General features: G+C 70.2%; 15 protein-coding genes. 9 read left to right on the plus strand and 6 right to left on the minus strand.

Annotated features, from left to right (window positions below):
* Positions 1–24: 24 nt before the first annotated feature.
* Genes G361_RS0107585 through G361_RS0107600 form a run of 4 tightly spaced genes read left to right on the plus strand, consistent with a single transcriptional unit; the run spans position 25 to position 5,436 of the window.
* Entirely contained in the window at positions 25–1,308 is a 1,284-nt protein-coding gene (locus G361_RS0107585) for an aminotransferase class V-fold PLP-dependent enzyme (RefSeq protein ID WP_026342795.1), read from the plus strand.
* Positions 1,305–2,630: a heavy-metal-associated domain-containing protein gene (locus G361_RS0107590; protein ID WP_019926467.1), complete on the plus strand. Its 1,326-nt coding sequence runs from the start codon at positions 1,305–1,307 to the stop codon at positions 2,628–2,630. The genes G361_RS0107585 and G361_RS0107590 overlap by 4 nt, the downstream gene beginning before the upstream one ends.
* Entirely contained in the window at positions 2,627–4,096 is a 1,470-nt protein-coding gene (locus tag G361_RS0107595; RefSeq protein ID WP_019926468.1) for an alanine racemase, read from the plus strand. The genes G361_RS0107590 and G361_RS0107595 overlap by 4 nt, the downstream gene beginning before the upstream one ends.
* Entirely contained in the window at positions 4,096–5,436 is a 1,341-nt protein-coding gene (locus tag G361_RS0107600) for a pyridoxal-phosphate dependent enzyme (protein ID WP_019926469.1), read from the plus strand. Before G361_RS0107595 ends, G361_RS0107600 begins: the two co-directional genes overlap by 1 nt.
* A gap of 75 nt (positions 5,437–5,511) precedes the next feature.
* Here the strand turns inward: G361_RS0107600 and G361_RS0107605 are convergent, their stop codons facing one another.
* Both G361_RS0107605 and G361_RS42670 read right to left on the minus strand, forming a co-directional pair.
* Positions 5,512–6,213 (minus strand): MgtC/SapB family protein, encoded by a 702-nt coding sequence (locus G361_RS0107605; RefSeq protein WP_019926470.1) that lies wholly within the window; start codon positions 6,211–6,213, stop codon positions 5,512–5,514.
* Between the two features lie 237 nt (positions 6,214–6,450).
* Entirely contained in the window at positions 6,451–7,260 is an 810-nt protein-coding gene (locus G361_RS42670) for a TetR/AcrR family transcriptional regulator (RefSeq protein WP_231386811.1), read from the minus strand.
* Between the two features lie 574 nt (positions 7,261–7,834).
* Here G361_RS42670 and G361_RS0107615 point away from each other — a divergent pair.
* Entirely contained in the window at positions 7,835–9,286 is a 1,452-nt protein-coding gene (locus tag G361_RS0107615) for a condensation domain-containing protein (RefSeq protein ID WP_019926472.1), read from the plus strand.
* Between the two features lie 31 nt (positions 9,287–9,317).
* Here the strand turns inward: G361_RS0107615 and G361_RS0107620 are convergent, their stop codons facing one another.
* A complete protein-coding gene (locus G361_RS0107620; protein WP_019926473.1) occupies positions 9,318–11,195 on the minus strand; it encodes a Na+/H+ antiporter in 1,878 nt (625 codons plus the stop codon).
* Positions 11,196–11,326: 131 nt separating this feature from the next.
* Between G361_RS0107620 and G361_RS42675 the strand changes: the two genes are divergently transcribed.
* Positions 11,327–11,746: a hypothetical protein gene (locus G361_RS42675; RefSeq protein WP_019926474.1), complete on the plus strand. Its 420-nt coding sequence runs from the start codon at positions 11,327–11,329 to the stop codon at positions 11,744–11,746.
* 169 nt (positions 11,747–11,915) lie between these two features.
* Complete coding sequence (locus G361_RS0107630) at positions 11,916–13,376, plus strand: FtsW/RodA/SpoVE family cell cycle protein (protein ID WP_019926475.1); 1,461 nt, start codon at positions 11,916–11,918, stop codon at positions 13,374–13,376.
* A gap of 13 nt (positions 13,377–13,389) precedes the next feature.
* On the opposite strand, the gene G361_RS0107635 is transcribed toward G361_RS0107630, so the two are convergent.
* Both G361_RS0107635 and G361_RS0107640 read right to left on the minus strand, forming a co-directional pair.
* Positions 13,390–13,692 carry a hypothetical protein gene (locus G361_RS0107635; protein WP_019926476.1) on the minus strand — a complete coding sequence of 101 codons (303 nt, stop codon included), beginning with the start codon at positions 13,690–13,692 and terminating at the stop codon, positions 13,390–13,392.
* Between the two features lie 202 nt (positions 13,693–13,894).
* Positions 13,895–14,608, minus strand: a complete 714-nt coding sequence (locus G361_RS0107640) for a TetR/AcrR family transcriptional regulator C-terminal domain-containing protein (protein ID WP_036494083.1) — start codon at positions 14,606–14,608, stop codon at positions 13,895–13,897.
* A 55-nt stretch (positions 14,609–14,663) separates the two neighbouring features.
* Between G361_RS0107640 and G361_RS0107645 the strand changes: the two genes are divergently transcribed.
* A complete protein-coding gene (locus tag G361_RS0107645; RefSeq protein ID WP_019926478.1) occupies positions 14,664–16,145 on the plus strand; it encodes an MFS transporter in 1,482 nt (493 codons plus the stop codon).
* A 68-nt stretch (positions 16,146–16,213) separates the two neighbouring features.
* On the opposite strand, the gene G361_RS0107650 is transcribed toward G361_RS0107645, so the two are convergent.
* Positions 16,214–17,752, minus strand: coding sequence for a DHA2 family efflux MFS transporter permease subunit (locus G361_RS0107650; RefSeq protein ID WP_026342798.1), 1,539 nt, complete (start codon positions 17,750–17,752; stop codon positions 16,214–16,216).
* A 176-nt stretch (positions 17,753–17,928) separates the two neighbouring features.
* Between G361_RS0107650 and G361_RS0107655 the strand changes: the two genes are divergently transcribed.
* A complete protein-coding gene (locus G361_RS0107655) occupies positions 17,929–18,168 on the plus strand; it encodes an NfeD family protein (RefSeq protein WP_026342799.1) in 240 nt (79 codons plus the stop codon).
* Positions 18,169–18,177 lie beyond the last annotated feature (9 nt).

An 18,177-nucleotide genomic window follows, 5' to 3' on the forward strand; every position in this document is an offset into this window, starting at 1 on the left:
GCACGACCCGGAGGGAGCGTCGCGATGCGGTCACCTGCGCCTTGTCCGCCTTCGGTACGGCCGGCGGCGGTGGGCCCGGCGGCGTGGCGGGCGTTGTTCCCGGCGCTCGCCGAGGCCGGCGAGGTGTATCTCGACAGCGCGGCCACCACACAGAAGCCGTTGCCGGTGATCGAGGCGATCGACCGGTATCACCGCCACCACACCGCCAACGCCGGTCGCGGCACGTATCCGTGGGCCACCGGCTGGACCCGTGAGCTGGCGCGGGTGCGCGAACGCACGGCCGATTTCCTCGGTGCGAGCGCCGAGGAAATCGTGTTCACCGCCGGTGCGACGGCCGGGCTCAACGCGGTGGCCCTGTCGTGGGGGCTGGCCGCGCTCGACGACGGTGACGAGATCCTGTACAGCCCCCGTGATCACGCCTCGGCGGTGTATCCGTGGCGGCAGTTGCAGGCGACGCTGGCCCGGTTCGGGCGGCGGCTGCGGCTGGTCCCGTACCGGGTCACCGCGTACGGCGAGGCCGACACCGCCGACATCCTCGCGAAGGTCACCGGCCGTACCCGGTTGATCGCGGTCACGCATCTGCATCACGTGTTCGGGGCGCTGACCACGCTGGAGGAGCTGCGGGGGCGGCTGGATCCGCGGGTGCTGCTGTGTTTCGACTGTAGTCAGAGCGGCGGGCACCTGCCGGTGGACGTGGGCGAACTCGGCGCGGATTTCGCGGTGCTGGCGGCGCACAAGATGTTCGGCGCGCCCGGCACCGGGGTGCTGTACTGCCGCCGCCGGGTGCACGATCAGCTCACCGCATTCCTGCCCGGCGGCAATTCGGGTGTGACGGTGGACGATTCGGGTCTGCGGCCCGCGGCGATGCCGGAGCGGATGGAGGGCGGCACACCCAACATCCCGGGCATTCTCGCGCTCGGCGCGGCGCTGGACGTGCTCGACGACATCGGCCGTGCGGCGGTCGCGGAACACAACCGGGTGCTGACCCGGCAGCTGATCGAGGGCCTGCGCCCGCTGCCCGGGGTGGAGTTGCTGCCCGGCCCGGCGCACGCGGCGTGCGAGACCGGGTACGGGATCGTGTCGTTCACCCTCGCCGGGATCGCGGCGGCCGATCTGGGTTTCGTCCTGGCCGAACTGGGTTTCCTGGTCCGCACCGGCGCGCACTGCGTCCCGGATCACGGTGGGGCCGACGACGATTCGGTGCGGGTCAGTACCCACGTGTACACCGGCGCCGACGATGTCGACCGGTTCGTCCGGTGTGTCGCCACCCTCGCCACCGAACTGGCGACGACAAGGGAGGTCCGATGAGTTCCGACCCGATGCCGCCGTACGACCGGCGTACGGCCTCCCGCATTCTCGCCGAGCTGGCCCGGCCGGGGCTGTTCGATACGGCCCGGCCGGGGTTGCTCGACACCGCGCGGGCGACCGCGGCCGCGCCGATCGCGTATACCGCGACGGCGATGCGGACCGAGCCGAACAGTCATCTCACGTTGTCGCAGCGGCTGTATCTGGAGCGGTACATGCGGCCGTGCCGGCCGGATCAGGTCACCGGCGCCACCCATCGCATCACGTGGACCGACAGCGACGGGATCCCCAACACCGGTCACGTACGGGCCGGCGGGCTGGGCCCGATCGTCCCGATCGCGATGCGGGAAACGGTGCTGGCGCTGTGGCATTCGCTGGCCGAGGACGGTGCGCTGCATCATCGCATCGCCGGTCTCGGCGACGGCGACCGCGCGGTGCTCGAGGGCAGCACCACCGACGCGGACCCCATCGACATCTTCCGCGTCGGTATCGAGGCCACCGGCCGTGCGCTGGCCCAGCACGCGCTGCTGTCGGGGTCCACACCGTATCGGACGCCGGCCGAATTCGCGTGCGGTCTGCGCGATTCGGGCATCTTCGCGGCGGTGGCGACGCGCTGGTACTGGGAGTTGCAGGCGTCGACCTATCGCCGCGGGATGATCCCGGTCGCCTTCGACGTACAACCCGACCGCACGGTCCGCTACAGCGCGGAGACGGTGGCGACGCTGCGGGCGATGAAGGACGCCACGATCGCCGACGCGCACGCGGTGATGCATCGCGCCACCACCACCGAGGGCCTGTCGGTGGCCGCGGCGATCGAGAAGTACCACGACGAGCTGGATCTGATCTCCCGGCAGTACGCGTTGCTGGCGCCGGGCAGCCGCCCGGCGTGCCTGGCCGCGATGCCGCATCAGGTCGACGGGGGTCATTACACGCTGTTGCCGGTGGTGGTGGATCGGTTCGTGGAGGTGTTCACCGCGATCACCGCGACCCTGTCGGTGGCCGGTACCCCCGCCGGAACCGATTCCGGCAGCGGCGAACTCACCGTCGACGATCACCTGTTCTATGTGCCGGACATGAACTGCAAGCATTGCGTCCGCACGATCACCGGGGTGCTGGAGTCGATGCGGATCACCGTCGGTGACATCGACCTGATCAGCAAGCGGGTGGTCGCGGATTTCCGCAGCCCCCGCAACCGGCACCGCGCCTTCGAGGCGTTGCGCGACAGCGGATACAACCCGACGGTGCTCGCGCCGGTGGGGCCGCGCGGTCCGGGCCTGCTGCCCGGGGCGGCGGTGCGCACGCGGCTGCCGGAAACCACGCGATGACCGCGCCGCCCGCGCTGCCGGCGAAGTGGCATCCGCTGGTGCGCGGTTTCCTCGACACCCCCGGCGCGGCGCAGCGCGCGGTGCATCGGTTCGGGTCGCCGGTGCATCTGCTGTTCCCGCAGGTGTTCGCCGACAATCTGCACCGGCTGCAGCGGGTGCTCGACGCGCAGGTGCGCCGGTATCGGATCTGCTACGCGCACAAGGCGAATCGGTCGCGCGCGTTGTTGCGCACCGGCGAGTACGCGGGGATCGCGGTGGACGCGGCGTCGCCGCAGGAGCTCGCGGCCGCGGTCGGCGCGGGATTCACCGCGGACCGGATCGAGGTGACCGGGCCGAAGGGTGAGTCGTTCCTGCGGCAGCTGGTGGGCACGGGTGTCACGATCAATGTCGACAACCTGTGGGAGCTGGATCGCATCGCGGATCTGGCGCGCGGGCACACCCGGGTGCCGGTGTTGTTGCGGGTGTCCGGATTTCCGGCGGCGGGGGTGAGCCGGTTCGGGGTGCCGCTGGCGGAGGTGGATGCGGCGCTGGCGGTGCTGGCCGAGCAGCGGCCGTGGCTGGCGTTCCGGGGTTTCTCCTTCCATCTGGATTCCGGTGAGCTCGGGGAGCGGGTGGCGGCGGTGCAGGAGTGCCTGGCGCTGGTGGAGCGGGCCTGTGCGCGGGATCTGTCGCCGTCGGTGCTCGATATCGGAGGCGGGTTCCGGCAGGTGTTCACCGCGGACGCGGACCGGTTCGACGGGTATGTCGCGGCGTTGCGGGAGTCGCTGCGCGGTCGCGGTGAGCCGATGGCGTGGGGCGGCAACACCTTCGGGTTCCATCTCGACGACACCGGGGTGCGCGGTACGCCGGTGTTCCACAAGTACGCCAACACGGTGCCCGCGACCGGTATGCTCGCCGATCTGCTGGCGGCGCCGCTGGACGCGCACGGTGGCCGCACGGTCGCGCAGGTGGTCGCGGAGAATCTGCTGGACGTGTGGCTGGAGCCGGGGAAGGCGCTGGTCGATCACGCCGGGATCACCGTGGCGCGGGTGGAGTTCGTCAAGCGTGCCGCCGACGGCAGTGTGCTGGTGCACGTCGATCTGTCCCGGGACACGGTGACCCCCGCCGATCAGGAGGTGATGGTCGATCCGGTGGTGCTGCCGGGGCCTTCGGGTGCGGGGTCCGGGGGTGCGCCGGTGGGGGTGTTCTTCGCGGGGCGGTTGTGCCTGGAGCGGGATCTGATCACCAATCACAAGGTGTGGTTGCCGGGGTGTCCGCGTTCCGGTGATCTGGTGGTGTTCCCCAATACCGCCGCGTACCACATGGATCTGTCGGCAGCGTCGGCATCGATGCATCCACTGCCACCGAAGCTGGCGGTGCTGCATCGTGACGGCGGTTACCGGGTGTGCCGCGATATCGAGTACGACCCGGTGGCCGCGGTGGCGGAGTCCGATCGTGCGGTGCCGGGTGCCGGCGGGAGGTTGTGATGCGCTACGACCACATCACCGATCTGATCGGCAATACGCCGTTGCTGCGGCTGGATCCGGCGGTGCACGGCCTGCCGCGGGTGCAGCTGTACGCGAAGCTGGAGTTCTTCAATCCGTTCGGTTCGGTGAAGGATCGGGTCGCGTGGGGGATGTTGCGTGACGATCTGGCCGGGATCGTCGCCGGGGGGCGGACGCTGATCGAGGCGTCCAGCGGTAATACCGCGAAGGCGCTGCGCATCCTGGGCGCGTTGCACGGGGTGGGGTTGCGGGCGGTGACCAACCGGATCAAGGTGACCGAGGTGCGGGAGTTGCTGCAGCTGTTCGGTACCGAGATCGAGGAGCTGCCGGGCCTGTCGGAATGCCCGGATCCGACCACACCCAACGACGTGTATTCGGTGATCGAGGCGACGATGGCACGGTCGCCGGGCACCTATCAGCATCTGTCGCAGTACACCAACGAGAAGAACATCGAGGCGCACTATCACGGTACCGGTCGCGAGATCCACGAGGATCTGGCGCGGGACGGGATCGGCGGGGTCGACTATCTGATCGGCGGGCTGGGTACCACCGGTTCCACCCGCGGGACCGCGACGTATCTGCGCAAGCACAATCCCGAGTTGCGGACGATCGCGGTGGTGTCGGAGCGGTCGGATTTCGTGCCGGGGATCCGGTCGGAGACCGAGTTGTGGGATGTCGGGTTGTTCCGGCCGGACTTCTACGACCGGATCGTGCCGGTGACCGCCGCGCGCGCGGTGGACGCGACGGTGGAGCTGGCCACCGGTCACGGTGTGCTGGCGGGGCCGACCAGCGGCGCCGCGTATGCCGCGGCGCGGGAGGTGCTCGCCGCCGAGACCGCCGGGGACGGGCCGCCGGTGGTGGCGGTGTTCATCGTGTGTGACCGGCTGGAACCGTATCTGTCGTATCTGCGCAAGCGCCGCCCGGATCTGTTCGGCCGCACCGCGGCCCGTGTCCCGGCGCCGACGGCGGCGGAGCTGGCGGCGGTGCCGGTGCTGTCGCCGGCGCAGCTGGCGGATCTCGACGCCACCGCGCGGCCCACGATCGTCGATACCCGTGGCGCGATGGCGTACCGGATCGGGCATGTGCCGGGGGCGGTGAACATCCGCGACGATCAGCTCGACGACATGTTCGCGCAGGGCATCCCGTTCTCCCGGTCGCGGCCGCTGGTGTTCGTGTGCCCGGTCGGCGACGCCTCCACGCGGTTCGCGGCGCTGGCTCGCCGTGCGGGTTTCGACGCGATGGGCCTGGCCGGTGGGGTGGTGGCGTGGCGCGATGCCGGTAGGCCGCTCGAGTCGGCGCCGGCGGCGGATCTGCGCGGTTGAGCGCTGCCGGGCTCCGGCCGGCTGCGGTTTCGTACCGCGGTCGCCGTGCTGTCGCGAAGGCGGTGTGCGGCGGGGTTATTCGCGTGGTTCTTCGACGTTGCGCCAGCCGACGCTGGTCACCGAGGGTTCCAGGCTCAGGCGGCTGACCGCGGATTCCATCTGGCGGTCGTCGCGCTGGTCGCCGGACAGTTCGGCGCGGACCTCCACCGATCCGGGTCCGCTGTTGTGGCTGGCGATCGATACCAGCCGGAAGTCGGTGCGGGACAGGGCCTGTACCAGCAGGGCGCGGACGTGTGGTTCGTGTGCGTCGTCGGTGACCGCGGTGAACAGGTAGCCGGCCTGCTGTTCGCGTCCGGAGTCGGGGTGGCGGTCGACCGTGCGGCCGATCCAGCGCAGTGCGGTGTTGACGGCGACGACCGCGACGGTGCCGGCCGCGGCGGTGGGGAACATTCCGGCGCCGGCCAGCGCGCCGACCGCGGCCGAGCACCAGAGGGTGGCGGCGGTGTTGAGGCCGCGGACGCTCAGCCCTTCGCGCATGATCACACCGGCGCCGAGGAAGCCGATGCCGGAGACGATCTGCGCCGCGACCCGGGTCGGATCGGCGGAGCCGCCGTGGAAACCGTTGGCGGACAACAGTACGAACAAGGTGGCGCCGGTGGCTACCAGGGCGTTGGTGCGCAGGCCGGCCATCCGGGCGCGGTACTGCCGTTCCAGGCCGATCGCCACGCCCAGGCCCACTCCGGTCGCGAGCCGCAGCAGCATCTCGAGAATCGTCATGACGCCCTCCGGGTTCGCCGGTGCCTCCGCGCCGCAAGTTACCGGACAGGCACCGGATCCCACGGGCTTCCACGGCGATCTCCGGGCGAATTGTTGGCTGATCGACGCTGATCACCATCGCGCGGCAAGCCGGTCAGTGCATTCCCGCCCCGCCGGGCCGCCACCCGGCACCCATATTCGCTACTGCGTGGCGATCCGGCAGTGACTGCGGGTTTGCCGCAGGTGCACAGTCTGCGGTCAGTCCCGGTACATCGACCGGTAGGCGGTGAGTACGGCGACGATGTGGTCGACGATCTGCGCGCGACCGGCCTTCAGGGATCCGCCGAGCCAGGCGGAGAACATGCCGGCGTTGCCGGCGGCCATCGTGACCGCGGCCAGCCGCCGCTGGTCCGGGTCGGTGATGTGGCGGAACAGGTGGTCCTGCAGCAGCCGGGTGAAGGCGGGCATCACCGCGATCGTGGTCTGCCCCAGCCCGGTCGACGAATACGGTTCGACCAGGAACAACCGGGATTTGCGCGGATCGTCGAGCACCTTGTCGACGAGGGCCGCGGCGACCAGGCGGTCCCGGTCGGGGTCGGCCGCGGCGGCGAAGGCGGTCATGGGGTCGAGGAATTCGTCGGCGACCTGCCGGTAGAGGGTGTCGAGCAGGTCGTCACGGCCGGTGAAGCTCTCGTAGAAGTAGCGGTCGGTGAGCCCGGCCCGCCGGCACACCGCGCGCATCGTGACCGCCGCGGCGCCGGCCTCGCCGATCAGATCCAGGGCGGCCTCGAGCAGGGCGGTGCGGCGGGCCTGCCGCCGGGCCGCGAGTGTGGTGCCACCCCACAACCGGGATCCGCTGTCGCCGGTGGGGTCGCCCGGTGCCTCGCCGCCGTTGCTGTGCCGGTTCGATTCGGCAGCGCCGCGCTGATCCGGATCGGTGCCGGGTTCCCCCACCGGCTCGGTGCCGAATCCCCGCCCGGTGCCGGGGTCGTTCCCCGCCGCGGTGTCCGAGTTCGCCTCGGCGCCGACGACGACGTCGGTATCGACGGGATCCTGACCGGTGTGCACCAGCCCACAGTAATGCCCGGGCGAATCCACCGTCCCGGCCGTGACCCCGCATCCCCGGCAGCGCGGCCCGGTGTTGCGCACACGCTGAACGGATCGTCCGCCGATCCGCGCAGGCCGCGGGGGCATCGATCGCCCGGCCCGGAATCGGCGGCGACACCGTCGGGTCCGCCCCGGAGCCGGAATCGACCGCCGATACCGTCCGGTCCCCCCGGCATCGACCAGGGAAAACTTCCGGTCGACCGGCGGTTGCGCGAATCTGTCGGCGATGCCGGTCCGCGGCGTGGTGAAATCTGTCGGCGGTGCCGGTCCGGCACGGCCGGTGACGCCACATCGCAGGGTGGGATCGGAGTCGGTGGGCCGCGCGATCGGTATCTCGGGTCGGCCGACTCCAGCGAGCCGCTGTCGTTCCTGTTACCTTGGCGAACCTGTGTCCCGGCGGTGACCTGCGGCCTGGGCCGATCGGTTCCGTCCGGCTGCTCTTGATTTGTTTGCGACCAGGTGGTAACCAAAGCGTTATACCGGAAACTTAGCTTCCGGAGCGTTGGTGATGGCGTTGTGGTGAAGGGATCGGCACTTGTTCAACCCCGGGACGGAACTGCGCGTGGGGGTTGCGGCATCGGGGCCGGTCACGGCGGGCCGGTCGATCGCATCGACGCGGCCGGTACTGCTCGAACGCCGGCCGCGGCCGGATTACGTGCCGCTGGCCCCGGCGCAGGAACGGATCTGGGACGATTCGCAGCGCGGCCGGTCGGTGGACTGGAACATGGTGCGCGCCTATCGGATTCGGGGTCTGGCCATCGATGCGGCGGCGCTGGTGGCGGCGGTGGGCGATGTGGTCGTGCGGCATCTTCCGTTGCGGACGTTGCATCCGCTGACCGAGCGCGGGGCCGCGCAGGTGGTGGTGGACACGCTGCCCGAGGTGCCGGTGCGGACGTCGACGGAGGCCGAGCTTCCGGCGTTGCTGGCCGAATTCGCTTGTCACGACTTCGATCTGACCACCGAGACCCCGATCCGGGCGGCCGTTCATCTGCTCGGTGCGCAGGATGCGGTGCTGGCGCTGGTGGTGCATCACATCGCGCTGGACGGTGCGTCGATCCAGCCGCTGTTGCGGGATCTGGTGACGGCGTATCTGGCGCGCGCGACCGGGCAGCCGCCGGCGTGGACGCCGCTGCCGGTCGACTATCCGGACTACACGTTGTGGAAGCACGAGTCGCTCGGTGATCTGGCCGATCCGTTCAGCCGGGCCGGGCAGCAGTTGCGGTACTGGTCCAATGCGCTGGCCGGGCGGCCGAGCCGGTTGCCGATGCCGTATGACCGGCCGCGCCCGGCGGTGCGCGACATTCGCGGCGACAGTGTCGCGGTGGCGTTCGACGCGGAGACGCACCGGCGGTTGCTCGATCGCGCGCAGCAGGCGCGCGGCAGCCTGTTCATGGTGTTGCAGACCGCGTTCGCGCTGGCGATGGGTGCGTTCACCGGGTGCGCGGATGTGACGGTGGCGACCGCGGTCGCCGGGCGTGATCATCGGCTGCTGACCGATCTGGTGGGCAATTTCTCCGACGATGTGCTGATGCGGGTGCGGCTGGACCGTGCGGCCGATGTGGGCGATCTGATCGATCAGGTGCGCCGGCTGAGCCTGGCCGGGTTCGCGCATCCGGACACCCCGAATCCGCGGCTGTTGCGCAGTCTGGCGCAGGATGCGGCGGCGCCGCTGTTCCAGGCGACGCTGATCCTGCAGCGCGGCGCGGCCGAGACCGGTGACGAGCCGGACGGGCTGTCGATCACCGAGGTGCCCGCCGGTGTGCGGTTCGCCAAGCACGACTTCGAGTTCGGCCTGGCCGAACGGTACGACGCCGCCGGGGCGCCGGCGGGTATCGATGGCGGGTTGCTGTATCCGGTGGCGTTGTTCGATCGCGCGACGGTGGCCGGTTTCGTGGATCTGTTCGCCGAGACGGTGAAGCGGCTCGCCGACGGTTGCCAGGGTCCGTTGTCGGCGTTGCTCGGCGATACCGCCGATCGGCGGCGGTAGGCCCGTACCGCCGATCGGCGGCAACAGGCGCTCAGCCGAGGATCTCGTCGATGTAGCACCATCGCCACGACTCCCCCGGTTCGACGCTGCGCATCACCGGGTGGCCGGTGCTGTGGAAGTGCCCGGTGGCGTGGTTGCCCGGCGAGGAGTCGCAGCAGGCGACGTGACCGCAGGTCAGGCACATGCGCAGATGGACCCAGACCAGGCCCTCGGCAACGCATTCCGCGCACAGGTCGGGGGTGTCGGGGACGCGGACCTGCACGGCCTCGCGCAGATGTTCGCAGGCGCCGGTGGCGGGGACGGCCGCGGGGTCGGCGGCGTCGAATTCGCTGGGCTCGGCCACCCGGTCGATGATGGATTCCTCCATGTCCAGTTGCGCCATCACGTAGACGAGGACCTCGTGATCGACGGCTCCGGAATCGCGGACCCGCAGCACGGTTTCGCGTTCGGCGCGCAGCATCGCCAGCCGTAGCCGCCGGTATTCGCCGCTGGGGGTGATCCGCAGCGATTCCGAGCGGCCCAGCTGTTCCCAGGCGGTGTTGGCGCGGCGGGTGACCCGGTCCTCGAGCGCGGTCACGATCTCCGGCGGGGTTTCCGGCGCGATCTCGGCCTGCAGTGCGGCCAGGCCCGCGGAGGTGGCCTGTTGCAACAGGTTCGCGCTCTGCAGGGCGTCCTCGGCGCGGCTGGGCCCGCGCAAGCGCAGGATCCGGATCAGCCACGGCAGGGAGATGCCCTGCATCAGCAGCGTCCCGCCGACGATCACCAGCGCCAGCAGTTTCAGGGTGGCCAGTTGCGGGGTGCTCTGCGGGAGCAGCAGGGCGCCGGCGAGGGTGACCACGCCGCGCATGCCCGCCCAGGACACCACCGCCGGCGCGGTCCATGCCGGGGCGGGTCGGCCGCGGGGCCGGGATTCGACGAACCACGCGAAGTAGGTGGAGGGGAAGCACCAGAGGGGGCGGGCGATGATCACGGTGGCCAGCACGGCCAGGCAGGTCACCAGCAGTGTGGCGTGCGGCAGCCCGCCGCGCCAGGCGTCCTCGAGGATGTGCCGGACCTGCAGGCCCATCAGGAAGAACACCGCGTTCTCGAGGATGAATTGGATGGTGCGCCAATTGGTCCGCTCGGCGACCCGCGAGGCGGCGGTCTGCCATACGGGTGCGCCCTGGCCGAGGATGAGCCCGCACACGACGCCGGAGATGACACCGGAGGCGTGCACGGCCTCGGCGGGCAGGTAGGCCGCGAACGGCGCCACCAGCGACACGCTGGTGTCGAGGACCGGGTCGACGATGCGCAGCCGCAGCACGGCCAGGACGCCGGCGGCGAGGGCGCCGATGGCGGCGCCGCCGACGGTGGCCCAGACGAAACTCGCCCCCGCTTCCCAGATGCTGAACGCTCCGGCGGACGCGGCGACCGCGGTGCGCAGGGCGACCAGCGCGGTCGCGTCGTTGAACAGGGCCTCGCCCTCGAGCAGGGTCACGATGCGCCGGGGCATGCCGACGCGGCGGGCGATCGCGGTGGCGGCCACCGAATCCGGCGGTGACACGACCGCGCCGATGGCGACCGCGGTCGCGAACGGCACGCCCAGCATCCGCCACACCACGACCGCGACGGCGAACGTGGTGAACAGCACCAGTCCCACCGACAGCAACGCGATGGACACCTTCTTGGGCCGGAACTCCACCAGGGAGGTACCGATCGCGGCGGTGTACACCAGCGGCGGCAACAGGCCCAGGATGACGATCTCGGGGTTGATGTCGACGCGCGGCACCATCGGTATGTAGGACGCGGCGACGCCCGCGACGGTCAGCAACAACGGTTCGGCCACACCCATTCGGCGCGCCAGCGCGGCCAGCGCCACCGCGACCGCGACCAGCACCACCAGCCCGACTGCGATCTCCACCCGAGTCATCGTGCCAGCGCAGGCGGCCGGGAGCACAATCGCGGCCACCGTCACAGACGTGTTCCATGATCACAGACGTGTCCTGGGCACCACGCCGAATCACGATGCGGCCACGGGCCGGTCACGGATAGGATCACGACATGTCGCCCACCGTCCCCGAGTTCGAGGTCCGCGTCGCAGCGCTGGAGGCCGATCGCGCGGAGACCACCGCGGCGCTGGCCGCGATCGCCGCGACCACCGCCCGTACCGGCGAGCAGGTGGACCGGATCTTCGAGCGGTCCGATCAGCACGAGCAGCGGTTCGACACCCTCGATACGCGGTTCGAGGCGGTCGACAAGCGGTTCGCCGAGTCGGCGGCGGCGTCCGGCGACCGTTTCCGGCATCTGATGACGGCGATCAACGCACTCGGCGACCAGTCCCGGGAACGTCAGGATCAGCAGGACCGGCGTCTGGCGCAGGTGGAGCAGCAGGTCCGTGCGGCCGAGGCGCGCAGCCGTTCGGTGGAGGAGAGCCTCGCCGAGATCAGGGACATGCTGGTTCGAGCCCTCGACCGCGGATGAGCGGCCCCGCGCGCGGATCGGCACCGGCTGCGGTCCGGCAGTCGCTGCCATGTCGGCCACGGTTGCGAACCGACCGGTCCGCCCAGGTGGGCAAGGTTGCGATGTGTGCAGTTCGGCCGGGCGGACGGGGGTCGGCTGTGCATGTCACTCATATCGGGCACGCATACTGATGGGCGTGAGCGCGTTTCGGGACAATCCGTCGTCGGGGCCGATCGGGCCCATTTCCGGTCCGATCGGCAGGCCGCGGCCGCGGCGCAGCGAGCTGGTGCTGTGCGCCGCCGCGGTGGCGCTGGTGGCGATCGCGGGGCTGGGGATGTCGTCGGCGACCGGGGGCACCGGATCACTGCGGTGGTCGCTGACGGTGTTCGCGGTGCTGGTGCTGCTGGCGCATCTGGCGGTCCGGGTGCTGGCGCCGAAGGCGGATCCGGTGATCCTGCCGTGCGTGGTGCTGCTCAACGGGCTGGGGCTGGTGCTCATCGACCGGCTGGATCGGGCGGAGGCGGCCACCGCGGCGGCGCTGGGCAAGCCGGTGCCGTCCGGGGACGCCGCGCATCAGCTGGTGTGGACCGCGGCGGGGATCGCGCTGTTCGCGCTGCTGCTGGCGATCGTCCGCAATCACGGTCAGCCGGCGAAGTACGCCTACACCTGTGGCCTGGCCGGTGTGGTGCTGCTGTTGATCCCGGCGGTGCTGCCGTCGCGGTTCAGTGAGGTCAACGGCGGCAAGAGCTGGATCCTGTTCCACGGCTTCTCGATTCAGCCGGGCGAGTTCGCGAAGGTGCTGCTGCTGATCTTCACCGCGGCGTTCCTGGTCAGCAACCGGGAGCTGTTCACCATCGCGGGGAAGCGGGTGTTCGGGTTCACCGTGCCGCGGCTGCGGGATCTGGGCCCGCTGCTGCTGGTGACGTTCGTGTCGGTGCTGGTGCTGGTGTACGAGAAGAATCTCGGCTTCTCGCTGCTGGTGTTCGGGACGGTGCTGGCGATGGTGTACATCGCGACCGGCCGGGCGTCGTGGCTGCTGATCGGTATCACGATGTTCGCCGTCGGCGCGGTGATCGCCTACAACCGGTTCGGGCATGTGCGGGTGCGGGTGCAGGTGTGGGAGGACCCGTTCGCCACCTACTACACCAACGGGTATCAGATCGCGCAGGCCCTGTTCGGGCTGGGCACCGGTGGCCTGCTGGGTGCGGGGCTCGGCGGCGGCCGCCCGCAGGAGGTGCCGTTCGCGAAGACGGACTTCATCATCTCGAGTATCGGTGAGGAGCTGGGGCTGGTCGGGCTGACGGCGATCATCCTGCTGTTCGCGATGATCACCTTCCGCGGTTTCACCGCGGCGCTGGCCACCCGCGACGCGTTCGGGAAGCTGCTCGGCGGCGGGCTGGCGTTCTCGCTGGGCTGGCAGTTGTTCGTGGTGGTCGGCGGGGTGACGAAACTGATCCCGCTGACCGGCCTCACCACGCCGTTCATGTCCTACGGTGGTTCGTCGCTGCTGGCGAACTATGTGATCATCGCGCTGCTGATGCGGATCTCGCACGACGCGCGGACCGCGGCCGCGCCCGCGCCGCCGCCGCAGCCGCCGATCGCCGAGGCGATGACCGAGCACATCCGGCAGTCGCCGACCCGCCGCGGGTGACCGAAGTCGGCGTTCAGCGGCGGGTTCCGCTGCGCCACAGCAGATTTCCGGTGGTCAGCGCGATGCAGTCGTCGTAGTCGGCGTCGGCGAGTTCGTCGCAGTCGACCAGGCCGTCGCCGTCGGTGTGCTCGACCGCCGGCGGTGGCGCCGGCGGCGCGGACGATACCCCGCCGGTGGCGACGGCGCCGGCGAGTGCGGCGAGCGCGAGGACCAGTGCGGTGGCCATCGCCGAGCGCGGGCCGCCGCGGTCGGTCCGGTCGTACCGGGTGTCCGGGGAGAATGCGGCGCCCCGCCGCGGGACGGCGACGACGGCCATGGAACCACTCCTTCATCGGGCCGGTCTGCGCCTCGCGGTCGTTCGAGATCCGGGCTCACCGAAGGCGCGCGGTCGCCGGTCCCTTCCAGGTTGTCCCCGCCCGGGCGTGCCGTCAAACGCTCCGTACGGGTGCACCGCGGTTGTTCACGGGCCGGTCACCTGCGGTAACGCGAGCGCCACGCGGGGGCGGATCCGGGTGCGGTCAGCGAGCGCCGGGCGCGGTGAGCCGGGCCGCGAGCCCGTCGAGGACGCACAGCAGCCCGAAGTCGAAGGCGACCGCGTATCCGGCGTCCATGTCGGTGTAGCGGGTGGCGCGGTAGTCGGCGAGCAGTTCCGGATAGTCGGCGGCGAGCAGGTCGGCGGAGTCGACGGTGGCGTCGAGGGTCCACTCGCCCCCGCCGCCGCGCATCCGGCGCGCGCTGATCTCCGGGATGACCTGGCCCAGAACGTAACTCATGACGGTGCCGGCGGCGAGGTAGATGTCGGTGCCGGTGAATCCGGCCCGCACGAAGGTCCGGCGCAGCCGTTCCATGAGGGCGAAGGCGTGCGGGCCGACGCTGGGGAACTGCCCGGCCACCGTCGCCGCCCAGGGGTGTGCGAGGACCGCGCCGCGCATGCTGTAGGCGAAGGTGGTGGCGATCTCCCGCCAGCTGTCCAGGTCGGATTCGGGCACCTCGACCAGCGCCCAGATCTCGTCGAGGGTCAGTTCCAGCAGTTCGTCCTTGTTCGCGACGTGCCAGTAGAGGCTGGTGGCGCCGGCGCCGAGTCTGCTGCCGAGTTTGCGCATGCTCAGCTGGTCCAGGCCCTCGGCGTCGAGCAGTTCGACCGCGGCGGCGACGATCTGCTCGCGGCGCAGTCCGGCGCTTTTCGGCTGCCGCGGTTCGCGGGTCCACACGGAGGTAAACGGCCTGGTCACATCGAGTAACTCTAATTCACTGGCACGATGTTCGATTTCCTCGTACGGTGTGCGAGTGGAATCGAACACTGTACGAGAAACGGATGGTGACACCGTCCGCGATCCGCGCCGCTGGTGGATCCTGGGGGTCCTCTGCCTGTCGCTGCTGGTGCTGATGATCGACGGCACCGTCCTCAACCTCGCCATTCCCTCGCTGATCCGGGAACTGCACGCCACCCCGCAGGACGTGCAATGGATCCTCGACGCCTACGTCCTCGTCTTCGCCGGGCTGTTGCTGACCGCGGGCAGCCTCTCCGACCGATTCGGCCGCCGCCGCGCCCTGGTCACCGGGCTCGCGGTGTTCGGGCTCGCCTCCCTGGTCGCGGTCCTCGCCGACGCGCCCTGGCAGGTGGTCGGCGCCCGCGCCCTGATGGGTGTCGGCGGCTCGCTGCTGATGCCCTCGACCCTGTCGATCCTGATGACCACCTTCGACGACACCGAACGCCGCACGGCGATGGCGGGCTGGTCCACCGTCGCGATGGTCGGCGTCGTCCTCGGCCCCACCCTGGGCGGGCTGCTGCTGCAGCACTTCTGGTGGGGTTCGGTGTTCCTGCTGAACATCCCGGTGGCGGTGCTGGCCATCGTGGCCGCGCTGACGCTGATGCCGGAGACCCACGGCAGCCGCCGGCCCGTCGACGCGATCGGGGTGCTGCTGTCGATCGTGACGCTCACGGCCACGGTGTACGTGATCATCCAGCGGCAGTGGAACATCCCGGTGATCGCGCTGGCGGTCCTCGCCGCCGCCGCGTTCGCCTACTGGGAGTACCGGTCACCGCATCCGATGCTCCCGCTGGGGGTCTTCCGCAGCCGCGATTTCACCGGCACCTGCCTGACCCTGCTGCTGATGGTGTTCGGCATGGGCGCGGTCCTGCTGATGCTCACCCAGTACCTGCAGTTCGTGCTCGGCTACGGCCCGATGCGCGCGGGCCTGGCGCTGCTGCCGTACGCGGTGTCCGCGGCGCTGTGCAACGGCCTGGGCGCCACACTCGGCAAGACCCTGAGCAACAAGACCCTGATCGTGTCCGGGCTGCTGGTGATGGGCGCCGCGTTCGCGGTGCTGGCCCAGGCCGACAACTACACGTGGGTGCTGGCCGGCATGCTGGTCATGGGCATCGGCGGCGGCCTGGCCGGTCCCGCGGCGTACGCGGCGATCATGAGCGCCATCCCGCTCGAGCACGCCGGGGTCGGCTCGGCGATGAACGACACCATCCAGCAGGTCGGCATGGCGATCAGCATCGCGGTGCTCGGCAGCGTACTGGCCGGCGTGTTCACCTCGCACATGCCCGCCGACGTCCCGGCGGCCGCGCGGGATTCGATCGGCGCGGCCTTCGCCCTGGGATACGCGGCCCCGGCGCGGGCGGCGTTCACCAGCGCCATGTCGGCGGGGTCGTGGATCAGCGCCGGATTCAGCGTCGCGGCCGCGGGCCTGGGCCTGGTGCTGCTGCGCCGCCGCCGACCGGTCGCCGACGAACAACCCGACACCGCGCCGGTGTCCTGATCCCGGAAATACGAACGCCGCCCGGGTGCCACGATTTTCTCGTGGCACCCGGGCGGCGTCCGAATGTTTCAGTGCCCCATCATGACCGGTTGATCGACGGCGTCGACCGGACGTACCTTCTTGCGCGGCAGGAAGAACGCCGGGATCAGGGTGCACGCCACCAGGACGACCGCGAGGATGTAGGTGTGCCCGAAGGCCCGGGCGGCCTGTTCGAAGCCCGCCGTCAGCTGGCTCGGCAGCAGGTGCGTCTTGATCGAGGGATCGAACCACGACGCGATCGCCGGCCGCGCGAACTGCTCGTTCTTCAGCAGCGTGGTCAGCAGCATCGACATCAGCGCGGTGCCGATCGAGCCGGCGGTCTGGTTGACGATGTTCATCAGCGTCGAACCGCGGGCCACCTGCTGATGGGTCAGCGTCTGGATCGCGGCGGTCATCGTCGGCATCATGGTCCAGCCCATACCCATGCCGACCACGAACAGCACCACGCACAGCTGCCAGAACGGCGTGTCCGCGTGCAGGAACATGAAGAACGACATGGCGACCGTGATCACCGCCAGGCCCGTCATCACGATCCGGCCGGGACCGATCTTGTCCACCAGCCGCCCGCCGATCGGGACGGTGAGCATCGCGCCGAGACCCTGCGGCGCCACCAGCAGACCCGCGTGCAGCGGCGATTCACCACGCACCTGCTGCAGATAGCTGGGCAGCAGCAGCATGCCGCCGAAGAACGCGATCGCGAACAGCAGCATCGTCACCGACGCCGCCCGCAGGCTCGGGTTCTTGAACAGGCGCAGGTCGATCAGCGGATGTTCGGTGCGCATCGCGTGGAACACGAAGGCCACCATGAGCACGATGCCGATCACCGCCGGGATCAGCACCCGCGCGGCGAGCACGGTCTGCTTCTCCGGGATCGAGGAGACACCGAACAGGAACAACGCCAGGCCCGGCGAGGCCAGCAGCATGCCGAGGAAGTCGAAGGATTCCGAGGGCTGCGGCGCGTCCGGCTTGAGCACCAGGAACGCCGACACCAGCGCCACCACGCCGATCGGCAGGTTGATCAGGAAGATCCAGTGCCAGCTGAAGTTGTCGATCAGCAGGCCGCCGAGGATCGGGCCGCCGATCGGGCCCAGCAGCATCGGCACACCGAGTACGGCCATCACCCGGCCCATGCGCTGCGGCCCGGCCGCGTGCGTCATGATCGTCATGCTCAGCGGCATCAGCATGCCGCCGCCGAGACCCTGCAGCACGCGGAAGCTGATCAGCATCCCGATATTGGTCGCCGTACTGCACAGCAGCGAACCGGCCACGAAGAAGACCAGTGCCGCCATGTAGAGACGTTTGGTGCCGAACCGGTCGGCGGCCCAGCCCGTCAGCGGGATGACGGTGGCCAGCGCCAGCGTGTAGCCGGTCATCGTCCAGGCGACGATCGCGTAGCTGGCGTCGAATTCGTGCTGGAATGTGGGTAGCGCGACGTTCACCACGGTGACGTCGAGGATCGACATGATCGCGCCGAGCACCACGACGCCGGCGGTTTTCAGCACCGCCGCGTCCAGCTTGTCGGATGACGGGTCCGATTGCGCCGTCTGGGTATCCGGAGGAGGGGTCACCGCTTAAGCCTCCCATGTTCGCAGCCGGATGACCAGCTTGTTTTGCCCGAGGTGACAGCTATTGTTCAGCAATTGTCGCCCGGCGTCGACCCACGCCCGCACCCGCCCCGCGGCGTAGGCTGGATCCCCGTACTTCCGCACAGGATTTTCCCCTGGCCCGCAAGGAGATCCACGCGATGACCGACCCGGTGCACGGAATGACCGGTACGCTCACATCGCCGATCCGTGGCGCAGGAATGCTCGGGGAGGTCCTGGTCGCGATCCGAGGGGGAACAGAAATCTACATCGCACGATCCGACGAGCCGCTGGCCGCCGGCACCACCGTCCTGGTGGTACAGGTGAACCCGGGCCGCATCCTCGACGTAGTGCCCTGGATACCCCTCGACACCGGCTCGGGTGCGGAAACAACAAGGTAACAAACAGAA

The sequence above is a fragment of the Nocardia sp. BMG111209 genome, from assembly GCF_000381925.1.
Lineage (GTDB): Bacteria > Actinomycetota > Actinomycetes > Mycobacteriales > Mycobacteriaceae > Nocardia.

What these genes read in the sequence shown, in the direction of transcription:
- G361_RS0107600 (WP_019926469.1), top strand. Translation starts at nt 4,096, where the DNA reads ATGCGCTACGACCACATCACCGATCTGATCGGCAATACGCCGTTGCTG.
- G361_RS0107655 (WP_026342799.1), top strand. Translation starts at nt 17,929, where the DNA reads ATGACCGACCCGGTGCACGGAATGACCGGTACGCTCACATCGCCGATC.
- G361_RS0107630 (WP_019926475.1), top strand. Translation starts at nt 11,916, where the DNA reads ATGGGCGTGAGCGCGTTTCGGGACAATCCGTCGTCGGGGCCGATCGGG.
- G361_RS0107590 (WP_019926467.1), top strand. Translation starts at nt 1,305, where the DNA reads ATGAGTTCCGACCCGATGCCGCCGTACGACCGGCGTACGGCCTCCCGC.
- G361_RS42675 (WP_019926474.1), top strand. Translation starts at nt 11,327, where the DNA reads ATGTCGCCCACCGTCCCCGAGTTCGAGGTCCGCGTCGCAGCGCTGGAG.
- G361_RS0107620 (WP_019926473.1), bottom strand. Translation starts at nt 11,195, where the DNA reads ATGACTCGGGTGGAGATCGCAGTCGGGCTGGTGGTGCTGGTCGCGGTC.
- G361_RS0107635 (WP_019926476.1), bottom strand. Translation starts at nt 13,692, where the DNA reads ATGGCCGTCGTCGCCGTCCCGCGGCGGGGCGCCGCATTCTCCCCGGAC.
- G361_RS0107585 (WP_026342795.1), top strand. Translation starts at nt 25, where the DNA reads ATGCGGTCACCTGCGCCTTGTCCGCCTTCGGTACGGCCGGCGGCGGTG.
- G361_RS0107605 (WP_019926470.1), bottom strand. Translation starts at nt 6,213, where the DNA reads ATGACGATTCTCGAGATGCTGCTGCGGCTCGCGACCGGAGTGGGCCTG.
- G361_RS0107595 (WP_019926468.1), top strand. Translation starts at nt 2,627, where the DNA reads ATGACCGCGCCGCCCGCGCTGCCGGCGAAGTGGCATCCGCTGGTGCGC.